The following is a 13,873-nucleotide window of genomic DNA, read 5'->3' on the forward strand; positions in this document are numbered from 1 at the left end:
GCTGTAGCATTAGCTAATAGCTCAGCGCCAAGTTTTGTTAGAATTGTATAGTATGTTTGACTCATGATTATATTCTCATTGTATCGATAAAATGAATGGACGCACCAAATTGTCGGCGTGATTTCGTTGTGACTGTCTCGCTAACATACGGATATATGCTGATTGTATTACCGTCGTAATTACATGCGCCAATTGTTGTATTGACGCTCGTTGCTAAATGCAGTGATAGCCCGGACAAATGTCGGGATACCGGTTTGACATCCTCGATTATTCGGACTAGCTCATTATAGGATTCGTCAGTGATCCCCTTGTCTAATACTCCAATTTCTATTGAGAATGTACCTGGGGTTTTATCATTTTGCCACCACTCAATTAGATCAATTAAATACCCAAATGAACTAACTGCTCGGCGGATGGCCTCTTTGGTCCCTTTGTGTTGGTGGATTTCGAACGCCTCCGCGACAACCTTACGTTTAATTTGTTCGTTCCAATTTTCATCCCAATAATCAACACTGTATTGCCACGCCAAATACGGTAGTAGCTCATAGGGGCATGTTTGAGGATTCCACAATGAGCGTAATAGAATTGGGAAATCGCAAACCATGGCTTGAGATAACCTTTTTTCTAGCTTTGTTGATGAGGGTGGTAGCAAGGTTTTATTTGTCATATCCAGCAACCTCAACCTGATGATCAGAGCAATAACTTGCCTGCTCGCGATTAATTAACACATCTTTGCTGGGTTCTATTAGTTCGACACGTTGAACACCCGGAACATGTAACGCGGATATGATTGCGCTGCGGCTGATGCGTCGCCCTATACGGTGCTTTTCTGATATATATTCCTGCAAATTATTGAGTGCCGCTTTTTTAATGGGTTCCGATTCGGGACCGGAGTATAAAAACAGTTTAGCGTTTATCTTATATTCGATTAATTCAACTGATTTTACTGTTACACGATCAGCGACAGGGCGTCGATAGTCGTCATTAACCACTTTTTCAACAATTTTAATTAGTTCGTCTGATGCCGCGCCGTTATTGTCGCGCGACAATATTGCCAGTGTTACACATGCTGGGGAAGGACTTTCGGCTGCAGCATCTAATACTCGACCGTCAGCGCTGCGAGCATAAAATTCATAAGCTGCTCGCGGTCCAGCGACGGATAACCCTTCAAATGCTGCCTGAATGCGCAATCTAAAGTCAGCATCAGATTCCTTGATCTCTTTTATTGCTGGCGTGACGCTGTCATCTGCATGTTGAATAATTAAACGGTATACGTGGAAGTTAGCGCCTAAATTATCTAAATCGCTGCCATTCGCGTGAGCAATCATTAGCGCATGAGACGCCTCATTAATACGTTGTCGAATAATTAATTCATAATAGGTGCTTTCTTGTAATAATTTAACGATCGGCTCACTCTCGTATTGTAATGTTTTTGCGACTTCTTCTTGCTCGTCAACAGCATAAAGGGATATAAATTTTTGTTTACGCTTTTCTAGCAACGCTTCAAAGTCTAGCGACTCGATAATATCCGGCGCTGGTAGTTTTGATAAATCAGTTAACGTGGCCATGTTGCGATCTCTATGTCACTAGTAAAAGTTTGGTTGGGTTTATCTGTGCGTGAGCCGGTAATTTGCATTGTCAATCTTTCTTTGTTGCTATTGAGTTCAACTGCATCGAGCTTAATTCGTGGCTCCCATTGATTCAGTGCCATAACTGTAGCTGAAATAACGCGCAGCCTTGTGGCGTCAGTATTTGGATTATCTAATAATAGAAACAAAAATGACCCGTAGTCCCGGCGTTCAACTCGTGATCCAATTGGCGTTGTTAAAATATCTTTGACTGACTGATTGATGTGATCCATATCAGTGATTGAGCGGCCGTTTTGGCAATTCATTCCAATATAACTCATTGTTGAGGTCCTCCAGTTAAATCGCCACCTGCTTTGACTCCATTATGTTTGTGTTTATCAAGAACAACTCCATTAGATGACAATTCGCCTTGTTTATGAATTACGTTTCCTGTTAATACACCAGTATTACCGCTAGCACTGCCACCTGTTGCGCTAAATGATTTAAATGTTACATGCTCGCTACATTCAACAAGCGGGGTGTCAAGGTGGATTTTTGTGCCGGCTTTAGCAGTGATTTGGTTGCTTGCCTCAATAACAGCGGTTTTAATACCCTTTATGATTAAACAGCTATTTTTGGGTTCGTATTCAAATGTCGCACCGTCCGGGAATTCGACAAAGTAACCATCTCCAGAGGCTGAAGGTGCAGGGTTGTCATTGCAATAAAGACTTGGTAAAACGCAACCAAGCTCAATATTGCCGTTGGGACTTAATATAAAGACCTGCTCACCAATAGAAGGGCGCCACCAGGTTCGGCTTTTACCTGCGCGGTGAGTAAACCACGGCAACCAATCAGTAATCAAATCACCAGTACGAACTTTTACCCGATCGCCTTTTGTTTGACAAACAACGCCTTGGCGGATCAGGTTCTCAATTTTTCGTAATATATCGACTAGGTCGGCAGGGTGATAATTTTGCATGGCATTATCATCAAGATTAAACGACAAACAATAAAGCGCGCCGAGTTGTAAATTGCGCTTTTACAATTTGCGGGCGAGGTAAGTAATTGTGATTTGTTCAATCATTTTACAATCCTTTTGATTGATACCCAACAGCTTGCGAGATGGATAATTAACAGTCCAACTATTGTTTTTATTTACTCTGCCTCGCAGTCCGTAATGATGAATTCGAGCGATACGGGATACTGAGTTGATAAATTTAACTGTTGCGCTATTGCTATTTGCTGATGTTCGTAAAAATTTTGTTGTTCGAAGTTTTGTGAACATTTTACGTTTGATTTTTCCCGCTTTTTTGCGAAATTTTTGCGGTTTCCTCGGTTCAAAATTTGTTCCGTCGGGTTGCTGTTGAGCAACAATCCTTTTACGCTGGTTTTCGCGTAGTTTTGTCGCTATTTCGCGAGCTAACTTTGCTCGATTAACATTATTTAATTGAGTGAGTATACCGTTAGCATAATCATGTAATTTGTTTAGTTCGTCGGCCATATTTCATTAACCCATTCTGGACGCATATCGATCGGCGGTTCGTCGTTAACGTGCTTGTATTCAAGCCCATTATCACCTTTCTTAACAATTACACGCTCGGTTAATTTTAATTCTATGCTGATATCTGCGGTCTTATTATTTAACGCTTCAACCTCAAATTTAATAGCCCCGTTTCTGAGTTCTGGATTTGCCATAAATTCTTGCTGGTTAATATACATCCAACTAATGATAGGAACCATTAAATAGTCAATGGGCTGATCGTAATCTGTAATAATTAAATTAACATTATATTCATACTCATAACTCAACGAGGTTGCCGCAGTGGCGGTTACGTTCCCATCATCGACAAAAACATGGAGCTTATCGGGGTTGGTTTTAATAAACAGATTATTATTTTCGAGTATCTTGCGTAACTGTTTTATCTTTTCCATGTTGCTCCTGTTGACATTGGTAAATCATTTCGACCTGAACCGCACATTGATGCCATGCTGTTAAGATGGCTTGATTATCGTCAATTAATGAGCGATTTTGCATTAAATTATTCATGGGAAGATAACAAGGCGTTACGGCTGGACATCCAGTTTTTATAATCTTCACTTCCTTTGATTTCTGGCCGCGTGTACAACCGTTTAATAACATCAGGCAAATCAGTATCAGACCACATGAGTAATTGTTGATTTTCATTGATAAGTTGCTCCAACTGTTGTTGATATTGACGATTTAACGCGTCAACCGCTTGTAGTTGATTTTTTTGTTCTATCAGTTTTTGTTCATTTGCGTGATATTGATCGCCAAGTTCGAGTAATTCATTGTTTTTATAATCAATGATTTCGATCAGCTCTTGCTTATCGTCTTCCAGCTGCCTATATTTAATGCGCAATTGTTGATTGTGTGAGTAACTAAACGAAAAACAGATAGCCATAAATAATAACAGCAACCACGGCAACAACTTATTTTGTAGTAGTTGCATAACTTTCGTAGGCCTCCTTTAGCTTAGTGTCGTAACTATTTTTCTTATATGCTGGGCCGTTATATAGTTTTGCAAAAACTTGGAAGTCCTTATCTTTCATTGCTTGTAATAATTTGCAATTGGTTTTATGAGAAATAAATCGATAAAAAGCATCTAGCTGCATTTCTTCGCTTTCTGTCATGTATTGCTCAAACTGCTGGGCAGATTCGTAACCTAGTAATTGCCAGTGAAATCCCATGATTTGGAATAATCCCCAGCTTGTGCTTTCAATTGCTGACTGTGGATCAATTTGTTTTGCCATATTTAAGCGGTAATTCTCGCGGGCGCCCCCTAAATAACCGCCAGCAACTTGATTAATTAAGTCTGGGTAGGTTTTAGCGAGATGCTCTACATTAAAACCATTTTTTTTAAGTTGGCGGTAAAAGATATGCCGCTCAAAGAGGATCACTGGCAAGCCATTTTTAAATCCCGATGACCTGGCTTCAATTTTTGTTACTGCCTGTAGCATTGCCAGATCAATGCCTAGTTTATCGGCTACATTTTGCAATTGTTCTTTCGTAATCATTATTTATTTAATCCTTTATCGTGTCGATATTTATTTGGTGAGCGGCAAAGTGTGCCGATATTCCCTTTGCTATTTATAAAACAGAGCAACAGCGTTAGATTCATGACAACTTGCGCACAATAAGCTCGGCTTAGCAACCCGAAGAAAGAAAACATAAACACCGCTGCACTTGACGTAATCATGAGCCAAGCCAGCCAACTATATTTAGCTTTGTATTGATAATGCTTACGATCAAAAGTGAATAACCTAACGGCGATTAATAAACATAGAACTGCGTTAAGGGTTGTAATCATGATTTCCCCCCCTTGAATTTGTCAAATAAATCAGATGGATCGTCAAACTTTTTAATCAACCACAGCAACAACTTGACACTAACAGCCGACGCTATTAATGCTCCTAACCCCAACGGCATTTTTTGTTGTATGTTGACTGGAAAAAGCGGCATTAATAAGAACAGGGTCATTTCGGCCAATAACATTCCCATAGCAAATGATATAAAAAATAGAATAATACGTCGAAGCACTGAAATGCATTCCTCGCTAATTACTAACAATATTGAACCGCAAAGCGCCCCGAGAATAATGCCGTTTTCAATATTGGGATAAATCACAGATATTGAAAACGCACTAATAACTGCTGTGAATGTTGTTGTAGTTGGTTCTGTCATTAAATTAGCCCCATTAGTCCCATAAATTAACTTGTTTTTTTTGTGGCTCAGGTACTGATTCTGGTACATTGACCAGCGTTCCCATTGGTAGCATTGCCGGCAATTCGCACAGCATCGGATTGTCTTGATAAATAATTTCTACAACCCCTTTTGTTTTGCCAAAAACTCGATACGCTAATGCGTCCACGGTTTCATTTTGCATTGCATAAACAATCATTAAATCAATTCCATTGTTGATCGTGATTTGCCCAATATGTCACGAATTGCATAACGTGCATTACGGTATAGGTTGCCAGCGCTTTCGATGTTTGATTCAATGTCACCTTTAGCTTTTGCGGTTGCATCAAAATTAATATATTGTTCATTCAATAATGCATTTGCCCACGAATAAACTGCGTGTTTGTATAAAATTAAATATTTTGATTCACCATTAACAAGCTCGTCATTTAAATCGTTAATTGTTGCAATACCTGCCAACTGTTTTGCTAGTCGCCAGCTATATAAATCGTCATTTACCGCAATAATTGCACTGGTAATTGCGGTTTTTAGTCTTTCGGTTGTGACTGTGCCATCTAATCGTTGAGTTTTTCGAACATCATTAACATTAATTGCTGGGAAAAACGAAATATTACTGATTTCGAGATTCTCAGTTTCGTTAGCGATTGCGATAGCTGTAAAGTCGTTCATAATTTACCTTTGTTGATCGGCGGTGGACAAAGGCGCTAACATGTAACATACATTTATTGCCTTTGTGCCGCCGAGGTGTGAGGGTTCACCCGGTTAAGAATCGGTCTTATTTAAGGCCTTTTCTAATTCTTTAATGGCTGTTTTTACGCCTGAAGATTCGTCAAGTTCAAGCGCTCGTTTTAAGTAGCCTAATGCTTGTTCTGGATGAGTTTCTTTTAACGCATAGCCAATAGCTTTATTTAATTTTGCTCTAACCTGATCAAACATATCTTTATCAACCATTAATTCAGCGAATTTAAGCAAAATATCAGTGTTAATTGTTTGCTTATTGCTAATTTGTGCAAGCGTTGTATTAGCTAATTCTTCAGCAATTAATGTGGCGGTTTGGCGTTGATATTCATCTGGTGTAACCCAATTGTGCTTTAATGCATGTTTAGCAAGCGGGTAGGCAAGTTCAAATTGTTTAGTGTCAATCATCCATACCATTAAATGCATGAAAACATCATCTTGCTGAGCATTTTCAGACTCAAGCACGCCGTTAATCCAATCCATATATTCGGGAATAAGTTGCTTTTTAAGGTCAATTTTTGCTTCCGTCGATTGGAATTTTTTTAAACGAATACGATCGTTATTTAGCTTGGCTAACATCATTTCGTAAGCATTGGTTGCTCGCGGGTTGTCTGTATTACGCTCCTTTTGAGCGTAATGTTTCTGCAAAAACTTTTGTGCTGGTGATATCATCTATCTTCCCCTTTATCTAATTTCAATATTCTCAACTAAACAGCCGGCATCATAACGTTCTACAACAAAGGCTTCATTGGCAGATTGGAAGTCTTCAATGCGATCGCGTTTAGGGTTGTCAATGATTTGACGACGAGCTGTTTCATTTTGAATATAGATGGCTAAATTACTAAAGGATGTAATTAGCATAGCTCCTTTAGGGAAGTGGGGCACTCGGTATGCTGGTAATTCACCAATTGATTTTTTAGCGAGTAAGATTTGACCCGCTACTTTTTCGGTGTTTTTATCTGCCTCGTTAGCAATTGGGAAGTACTTATCATGAAGCAACCCGCGACCACAAATAACAACAAGATCGGTATCTTCTGAATAAACCGGATCGATTAAGTTTTCAACGACATCATAGACTAATGCGTCAAGGTTTTTATAGTCACCGCCGTTGCTGGCAACAATAATTTTACCTGGCACTACTGTACCTTCGTTCATTACTCTTTCAGGTGCGTCTTCTCGGTAATGTTGTAACCAACCTTTATTTACATCTTGTAGTAAAGGGTATGTGGCTTTATTGGAAGTTGGTGCGCGATGGGTACCATTGAATCCAATCATAATGCGGTCTAATGCTTTTTGTTTAATTAGAGCGTCACGCAAAAGAGTTTGAAAGTTCTTTTTGTGACGCCATGCATCCAATTTCGCATAACGAATTGATGTATCGTAGTTGGTTTGTTCACAACGGTAACGGAATTGGTTTAGATCTAAGATATCTACAGCTTCACGTTCCTGTGCTGTGGTATCGGTTGTGCTAGCTGTTGTACCTGTTACACCAATGCCAACTTTTTCACCTTCTTGAGCGTCAACAAATTCAATGTTGATTTTACTTAAGAATTCAGATGATTGTTGGGTGCGTTTTTCTAATGTTTGGTTAACCTCTGGATTGACTGCAAAACTTTCACTGGCATCATCAATGCCATTAAGTTGTGCGATGCGGTGTTTAAATCCATTAAATAGCTTTCGGGTTTCATTTCTCATTATGGGTTTCCTAATTCGGTTAATCTAATTTGTTTGTTATCGTTAGTTTTAATCGTCTGCTTTTAACAGTCGGTTTCAATATCTACGGAGCCACCCGCCGAGGTTGGACGCTCTGGCGATTCAGGAAGCTCACTCAATAGATCAATAAGTCCAGTATTTTGTTTTTTAACTTTGGAAAGTTCGTTGGTTAATTCAACAATTTTGGTGTCAAGATTAGCAAATCGTTCAGATGTCGCTGCTGCGAACTGTTCAATAATCTCACCAAGTTGAACAAACTTAGTTGAGTCCTTTTCTGATTTACTTTTAAATAATCCCGTTAGACGGTCTAACATGGCGCTAAATGTGGCATCACTTTGTGGTTCCACACATTCAAAAGCGATTGCTGTTTCTTCGGCAACGGTGAAAAGGTTGTTAGGTGATTGTTTGCGGCTAGCTAACGGGTTAACGCTTGCTTTTGCACTAAATTCTAAAAATTCGGTACCGAGACTTGCAGGATCATCAGTAACAGCTAATCCAACAAGATAGGCCTCTCCAGTGTCTGCAAACTCTGGGTTTACTTCAATTGAGGAGTAAACTTTTTGCCTCAATTTGTTTAGCTGAATAAGATCATCTGTTGGTTCAATTTGCGCAAATAGTGCCAATTTGCCAGCTAATGGGCCGGTTTTAATTTCCTCTGATTTCAATGCTAGAACGTCACCATAACGCTTAAATTGACTATCAGGTGAATAACCCTTGATATGCTCAAGGTTAACACGAGCGCCGTAAACCTCTGGGCTATAATTTTTAACCATTTGCTCAATCCACGGACGTTGGATCTTGCGCCCGTCTGTTGTTGCACCTTCAACTGCAACCCTGAACCATTTTGACTTATATTTTTTTTTACCTTCGCTCATTTATTAAATCCTATAGTAGTAGATGATTTTTCTATCTATGTTGGATTGACATACAAATGAGAGCAAATTGCGCGCGTTGTAAATTTTGATTTCACAACTTGCGCAGAGATAAAAAAAACAAAATGGCGGGTAAATTGACGTTACTAAAGGGGGACCAATGGAAAACGTCAATCTAATAGACTATTTAATTAGCAATAACACCGATCCAAGAAAAGCGGCTAGATCACTATATTGGGCGGGGTATCGCATTGCCCGCATTTCTGAATTATTAAATGAAAAAGTAAACACAATTCACAGTTGGAAAAGACGCGATAAGTGGGATGATTCATCAGTATTAGAGAGAGTTAACGGTGTATTAGAAGCTCAACTTATACACCTGGTTATTAAACCAAATAAAGAGGGTCGAGACTTTAAGGAAATTGACTTACTAAGTCGTCAGTTAGAGCGCACGGCCAGAATTGAAAAATACCAAAACGGTGGTAACGAAACCGATCTAAATCCCAATATTGCCAACCGCAATGCCAGACCGAAGCAGAAACCAAAAACAAATTTATTAACCGATGAACAAATAGAAAAGTTGAATGACCTTTTTAACGACGGATTATATGAACATCAACGAATATGGTACCGCGCAGGACTAACAAACCGTATACGCAATATCAACAAATCCCGGCAGATTGGCGCTACCATGTATTTTTCGCATGAAGGCGCAATTGATGCGATTAATACTGGGCGCGATCAAATATATCTATCAGCATCGAAAGCGCAAGCATTCCAATCCCGGCAATATATTGTAGATTTTTTCCATGGTGTAGATATTGATCTAAAAGGTGAGGTGATTCATTTTCCGCATAATGACGCGCGTATACGATTTTTAGGCACTAACTCAAAAACAGCACAAAGTTATCATGGAAACGTTTATCTTGATGAATATTTTTGGATCAGTCGATTTTCAGAATTTAGAAAAGTCGCCTCAGCAATGGCAAGTCAAAAACGTTGGCGACAAACCTATTTATCAACGCCATCAAGTATCACACATGAAGCGTACAAGTTTTGGACGGGACAACTATTCAATAAAGGGCGCCGCAAAGAAGATCGAATCAACGTTGACATATCTCACAATGCATTAAAAAACGGCGCAATCTGTGCCGATGGACAATGGCGACAAATTGTTACTATTGAAGATGCCGAGCGTTTAGGATTTGATTTATTTGATATAAATCAACTTAAAATGGAATATAGCCCGGATGAATTCGCCAACTTGTTTTTATGTCAATTTATTGATGATTCCGCTTCAGTATTTCCACTTTCGAGCTTGCAACCTTGTATGGTTGATTCGTGGGATATATGGACAGATTACAAACCTTTTGCGCTGAGACCCCTTGGCGATCGCCCCGTATGGATTGGTTATGATCCGTCACATACTGGAGATAGTGCGGGGTGTGTAGTGGTTGCGCCGCCACTGGTTGAGGGTGGTAAATTCCGAGTAATTGAAAAGCACCAGTGGGCTGGGATGGACTTTGCGGCTCAAGCTGAAGCGATTCGCAAAATGACAGAACGCTATAACGTTACCTATATTGGTATAGATGCCACCGGGCTAGGTGAGGGCGTTTATCAGTTAGTTAGGCAATTTTTCCCAGCGGCGGTGGCATTCAAATATTCAATTGAAATTAAACAAAGATTAATTTTAAAAATGCAGGATGTGCTCAGGCGTCAGCGTTTAGAGTTTGATGCCGGGTGGACTGATCTGGCTCAATCATTCATGGCTATCAGAAAAACATTAACAGCCAGCCAACGATTTGTTACATATGTCGCCGACCGCAATGATGAAATCTCACACGCAGATATAGCGTGGGCGACTATGCACGCAATTTATAACGAACCGCTAGAAAGTTTAGGCGGTGCTAACAGTAATAGTGGTTTTATGGGAGTATTTTAATAATGACCGATTTAAAAAAAAATGATGACAATATAGCGTGTTTTAGTTTTGGAGAAAGTGAACCTCTTTCCAGCGCTAAAGATCTGCTGAGCTATTTACAATGTATTGAGTGTGGTAAGTGGTATGAACCCCATATTAATTTTAATACACTAGCGAATACATTTGGGGCATCATCTTCATATCATAGTAGCCCAATATTTGTAAAAAGAAATATATTAACAAGCACCTTTATACCTCATAAATATTTGACACGTTTTAATTTCGAAAGAATAGTTCATGATTTCCTTATTTTTGGCAATTGCTATCTTGAAAAACGATCTAATATGTTAAAACAAGCGACTGGGCTATTACCAACGTTAGCGAAATATACTCGGCGTGGGGTTGATACTGATAGATATTATTATATAAATTCTAGCAAATACGCGAACATCGAAAATCTATACGAAGAACACGAATTTAAAAAGAATTCCATCTTTCACCTGTTATTACCAAATGAAAACCAAGAAATCTACGGATCCCCGGAATATTTATCCGCAATCAATTCCATATGGCTGGATAATTCGGCCACGGTGTTTCGTCAACGTTATTATAAAAATGGTTCACATGCCGGGTTTATTTTGTATTTATCTAACCCATCACATAATGAAAAAGATATCGAAGAATTAAAAAAGGCGCTGCAAAACAGTAGAGGGCCAGGCAACTTTCGCAATTTATTAATGTATGCGCCGAACGGTAAACCAGACGGATTAAAGCTAATTCCTGTCGGAGAAGTTGCAGCCAAAGATAATTTTGCAGATATCAAATCAGTTAGCCAAGATGATATTTTGACAGCTCATAGAGTGCCGCCGTCATTGATGGGTATCACGCCAAAAAATACCGGTGGATTTGGTGACCCTGAAAAAGCGTCCAAGGTATTTGCTCGTAACGAGATAAAACCTCTCCAAGATCGATTTTTACAACTGAATGACTGGATGGGCGAAGAAATTATAAGATTTAATCCATACAAGCTCGAAGAATAAAAAAACACAACGCACAAGCCCGAAAGGGCTTTTATTTTTTAGGAATGACACTAAATCCTTTCTATAAAGCCCATAGCGACGCTATTAAAAAAATAATACCATTCTATAGCATTTATCTTGTTAACCGCTCTACTTATTTAATATTGAATATAATTGCCTATTTTATTGATGGGTGAGCGTATTATAGGTGAAATATCGCTATTGAGACCCCACCTCACCCGCGCACTAAAAGTGTGGCAAATTGTGCAAAGTTGCAAATGTTATAGAAAAAGCCCGGATATAAGGGCTTTGAGCTAGAATGTTCCTTTTTAGATCTTGCATTTTCGTGCAGTATTGGCGTGCAATGAAAAATTATGAATTTTTAAAAGAAACACTGTAAATATTATATAGTATTTTGGCTAACGCTTTACAAAGGCAATAATATTCAACAGCCTCTTTCATTGTAGCTAAAGGACTGTTTTTATCATGTGTTAACTCATTTCTGCGATCAATAAGTGTTTTAATTTTTACAATGTGATTTATGGAAAGATGACTCTCCCAAACTTTGAGCTTTTTTTTATTATAGGGACCATTGAAAGACACTAGAAATTGTTTATATAATTCAAATAATTCAATTATAGCTAATTTAGCAATTACAGGTTCAACCCTAGAATTGCGTTTATTTTTTTGTGGTGATAAAGGAACTTTATATCCTCCGTTCTCTTCTTGTTTTGGAGAGTCACCTAAAACTAAATAGCCAGCCATGGCAAATTCTTTACTAATTCTTAAGCAATATGGATGTTCGTGATTAATTTGTTCTATATTTGCTCCAGCAGAAAGATAAGGTCCTTCTTCAGTCCATGCAGCATTATCATTGCCTAAATTTTCCCAATTTAACATCTTTTCTGCTGAACGAGCATTATCATAGACAAAACAAGCCTCTAGAATAGCTTCACCTAAATCTTGAATAAGTTGTTCAATCATTGTTCGACTCTCTAAATAATAAAATAAAAATCATTTAACTGGTTCCAAAAATAGTGATGGAAATTCAATATTTTTTGCATTAATTTTGAGTTTTTTAGCTATATGATTAATTATCTTTTTCTCGTCAGGTAATCCGTCTTTATCAAGAAACTTTTTGGAACTTGAATAAAAATCTGCATTAGAATAATATTCTTTTGCAATTTTCAATTGCTCATCACTCAATTGTTGATCAGTTGATTTAATTTCCCATATTTTATCATCACATTGTGTACCTGAATTACCACAGCCATCACTATAATAATTGGCTCTTGCAAAGTAAAAACCCGTCCCCTTAGCCTCAGAAAATGGCATTAAAAATACTGACACAACTTTAGCGCCAGTCTTTGACGAAAAATCTGTAGCGGCTAACTTTGCTGTATCAACTCGCTGTTGTAGGTTTGCTGCATCTGGCGCAACAACAAAAATCTGGGCGCGTGGTCTGTTAGCAAATGATGTGTCTTTCTCTGAAATAATTTCATATGGTTTTGCTTCGTTTGCAAAACAAAAAGGAATAAAAAAGATCGATAAACTTAAAAGCAACTTTCTCATACACACTCCTGTAACGTTATCTTAATAGATTAATTAAACTGTAATTAATCAATTATAGAGCGGTGAGAAATTTATACAAGGCTATCTATTGATAACCCTGTATGTAAATTTTATTCCGATTTTTCAATTACTGCATGTAATAAATCCGCTATACAGCAAATCATAACCACAAAATCGGTAGGGGTTGAATGGGCATTTATGCAAGCTCTGGCAATCGCTTCGGCTTGTTCGATTTTAGCGTAAGTGTTTAGATGAATGATAATGTTTTCTGATGTGTCGACTGGTGTAATTTTGTTGCGGTTTTTCATAGTATTTACCTTTGTATAAAAAATTAAGTAAACACCCCCAACAAGGTCAATTATTGGTGGTGAACTGAACAAGGTTGACCTTACCGCCTACAAAGAAAACGGCGCTCTTTCGAGCCCTTACCCAGCCCACCGTAGAATGGATATGACTAAGCACGCATAAAAATACCGCTTAGAGCGGTTATGCTCTTTGTAAGTTTCAAGAGGTCAATCTTGACGTTAGATTTTGCTAACGTATTTTTAATATATATCGATTTTAGTTTTATTGTCAACATGTGCATTTAGTCCTAAATTAACGCCTAGAAATTTTAATTATTTCAATAGCTCGTTCGACATCTTCAATTTTTATATTTTGTTCATCCATTAGTTTTGAAATCTGCATTGCGAGACTTAATAAATAATTACGCGGTTTTGGTCTAACTCTGACTGGTGGATTCATTTTTT

General features: G+C 38.3%; 22 protein-coding genes. 2 read left to right on the forward strand and 20 right to left on the reverse strand.

Annotation, left to right across the window (positions count from 1 at the left end):
- Nucleotides 1–67: 67 nt before the first annotated feature.
- From A9G08_RS07970 to A9G08_RS08040, 16 genes are all read right to left on the reverse strand, one after another.
- Nucleotides 68–667 carry a phage tail protein I gene (locus tag A9G08_RS07970; RefSeq protein ID WP_065561970.1) on the reverse strand — a complete coding sequence of 200 codons (600 nt, stop codon included), beginning with the start codon at nucleotides 665–667 and terminating at the stop codon, nucleotides 68–70.
- Nucleotides 657–1,568, reverse strand: a complete 912-nt coding sequence (locus tag A9G08_RS07975) for a baseplate J/gp47 family protein (protein ID WP_065563179.1) — start codon at nucleotides 1,566–1,568, stop codon at nucleotides 657–659. Before A9G08_RS07975 ends, A9G08_RS07970 begins: the two co-directional genes overlap by 11 nt.
- Entirely contained in the window at nucleotides 1,556–1,909 is a 354-nt protein-coding gene (locus A9G08_RS07980; RefSeq protein ID WP_065563180.1) for a GPW/gp25 family protein, read from the reverse strand. The genes A9G08_RS07975 and A9G08_RS07980 overlap by 13 nt, the downstream gene beginning before the upstream one ends.
- A complete protein-coding gene (locus A9G08_RS07985) occupies nucleotides 1,906–2,547 on the reverse strand; it encodes a phage baseplate assembly protein V (RefSeq protein WP_065563181.1) in 642 nt (213 codons plus the stop codon). Before A9G08_RS07985 ends, A9G08_RS07980 begins: the two co-directional genes overlap by 4 nt.
- Nucleotides 2,548–2,607: 60 nt before the next feature.
- A complete protein-coding gene (locus tag A9G08_RS07990; protein WP_065563182.1) occupies nucleotides 2,608–3,069 on the reverse strand; it encodes a phage virion morphogenesis protein in 462 nt (153 codons plus the stop codon).
- Nucleotides 3,054–3,500, reverse strand: coding sequence for a phage tail protein (locus tag A9G08_RS07995; protein ID WP_065563183.1), 447 nt, complete (start codon nucleotides 3,498–3,500; stop codon nucleotides 3,054–3,056). Before A9G08_RS07995 ends, A9G08_RS07990 begins: the two co-directional genes overlap by 16 nt.
- Nucleotides 3,460–3,708 carry an Rz1-like lysis system protein LysC gene (gene lysC, locus A9G08_RS11780; RefSeq protein ID WP_218058450.1) on the reverse strand — a complete coding sequence of 83 codons (249 nt, stop codon included), beginning with the start codon at nucleotides 3,706–3,708 and terminating at the stop codon, nucleotides 3,460–3,462. The genes A9G08_RS07995 and lysC overlap by 41 nt, the downstream gene beginning before the upstream one ends.
- Nucleotides 3,608–4,039 carry a hypothetical protein gene (locus A9G08_RS08000; RefSeq protein WP_065563184.1) on the reverse strand — a complete coding sequence of 144 codons (432 nt, stop codon included), beginning with the start codon at nucleotides 4,037–4,039 and terminating at the stop codon, nucleotides 3,608–3,610. The genes lysC and A9G08_RS08000 overlap by 101 nt, the downstream gene beginning before the upstream one ends.
- Nucleotides 4,020–4,604 (reverse strand): N-acetylmuramidase family protein, encoded by a 585-nt coding sequence (locus A9G08_RS08005; protein WP_065563185.1) that lies wholly within the window; start codon nucleotides 4,602–4,604, stop codon nucleotides 4,020–4,022. Before A9G08_RS08005 ends, A9G08_RS08000 begins: the two co-directional genes overlap by 20 nt.
- Nucleotides 4,604–4,897 carry a phage holin family protein gene (locus tag A9G08_RS08010; protein WP_065563186.1) on the reverse strand — a complete coding sequence of 98 codons (294 nt, stop codon included), beginning with the start codon at nucleotides 4,895–4,897 and terminating at the stop codon, nucleotides 4,604–4,606. Before A9G08_RS08010 ends, A9G08_RS08005 begins: the two co-directional genes overlap by 1 nt.
- A complete protein-coding gene (locus tag A9G08_RS08015; protein ID WP_065563187.1) occupies nucleotides 4,894–5,271 on the reverse strand; it encodes a putative holin in 378 nt (125 codons plus the stop codon). Before A9G08_RS08015 ends, A9G08_RS08010 begins: the two co-directional genes overlap by 4 nt.
- Before the next feature lie 13 nt (nucleotides 5,272–5,284).
- On the reverse strand, nucleotides 5,285–5,488 hold the full coding sequence (locus tag A9G08_RS08020) for a tail protein X (protein WP_065563188.1): 204 nt from the start codon (nucleotides 5,486–5,488) through the stop codon (nucleotides 5,285–5,287).
- Nucleotides 5,488–5,958 carry a head completion/stabilization protein gene (locus tag A9G08_RS08025; protein ID WP_065563189.1) on the reverse strand — a complete coding sequence of 157 codons (471 nt, stop codon included), beginning with the start codon at nucleotides 5,956–5,958 and terminating at the stop codon, nucleotides 5,488–5,490. The genes A9G08_RS08020 and A9G08_RS08025 overlap by 1 nt, the downstream gene beginning before the upstream one ends.
- 93 nt (nucleotides 5,959–6,051) lie before the next feature.
- Complete coding sequence (gpM, locus tag A9G08_RS08030) at nucleotides 6,052–6,699, reverse strand: phage terminase small subunit (RefSeq protein ID WP_065563190.1); 648 nt, start codon at nucleotides 6,697–6,699, stop codon at nucleotides 6,052–6,054.
- A gap of 12 nt (nucleotides 6,700–6,711) precedes the next feature.
- A complete protein-coding gene (locus A9G08_RS08035; protein ID WP_065563191.1) occupies nucleotides 6,712–7,722 on the reverse strand; it encodes a phage major capsid protein, P2 family in 1,011 nt (336 codons plus the stop codon).
- A gap of 62 nt (nucleotides 7,723–7,784) precedes the next feature.
- A complete protein-coding gene (locus A9G08_RS08040; RefSeq protein WP_065563192.1) occupies nucleotides 7,785–8,615 on the reverse strand; it encodes a GPO family capsid scaffolding protein in 831 nt (276 codons plus the stop codon).
- Nucleotides 8,616–8,772: 157 nt separating this feature from the next.
- Here A9G08_RS08040 and A9G08_RS08045 point away from each other — a divergent pair, with 157 nt between their 5' ends.
- Both A9G08_RS08045 and A9G08_RS08050 read left to right on the forward strand, forming a co-directional pair.
- Entirely contained in the window at nucleotides 8,773–10,554 is a 1,782-nt protein-coding gene (locus A9G08_RS08045; protein ID WP_065563193.1) for a terminase large subunit domain-containing protein, read from the forward strand.
- A gap of 2 nt (nucleotides 10,555–10,556) precedes the next feature.
- Nucleotides 10,557–11,573, forward strand: coding sequence for a phage portal protein (locus A9G08_RS08050; RefSeq protein ID WP_065563194.1), 1,017 nt, complete (start codon nucleotides 10,557–10,559; stop codon nucleotides 11,571–11,573).
- A gap of 351 nt (nucleotides 11,574–11,924) precedes the next feature.
- Here A9G08_RS08050 and A9G08_RS08055 read toward each other — a convergent pair whose 3' ends face one another.
- The 4 genes from A9G08_RS08055 to A9G08_RS11710 all read right to left on the reverse strand — a co-directional run bounded on the left by A9G08_RS08055 (nucleotide 11,925) and on the right by A9G08_RS11710 (nucleotide 13,868).
- Entirely contained in the window at nucleotides 11,925–12,536 is a 612-nt protein-coding gene (locus A9G08_RS08055; protein ID WP_065563195.1) for a hypothetical protein, read from the reverse strand.
- Between the two features lie 30 nt (nucleotides 12,537–12,566).
- Nucleotides 12,567–13,124, reverse strand: a complete 558-nt coding sequence (locus tag A9G08_RS08060; RefSeq protein WP_065563196.1) for a DUF4875 domain-containing protein — start codon at nucleotides 13,122–13,124, stop codon at nucleotides 12,567–12,569.
- Between the two features lie 110 nt (nucleotides 13,125–13,234).
- Complete coding sequence (locus A9G08_RS08065; RefSeq protein WP_065563197.1) at nucleotides 13,235–13,432, reverse strand: hypothetical protein; 198 nt, start codon at nucleotides 13,430–13,432, stop codon at nucleotides 13,235–13,237.
- Nucleotides 13,433–13,721: 289 nt separating this feature from the next.
- The gene (locus A9G08_RS11710; RefSeq protein WP_176701534.1) at nucleotides 13,722–13,868 is read right to left on the reverse strand and encodes a hypothetical protein; all 147 of its coding nucleotides are present in this window, start codon (nucleotides 13,866–13,868) and stop codon (nucleotides 13,722–13,724) included.
- Between the last annotated feature and the right edge of the window lie 5 nt (nucleotides 13,869–13,873).

This window comes from Gilliamella sp. wkB195 (assembly GCF_001690445.1).
GTDB classification, from domain to species: domain Bacteria; phylum Pseudomonadota; class Gammaproteobacteria; order Enterobacterales; family Orbaceae; genus Gilliamella; species Gilliamella apicola_E.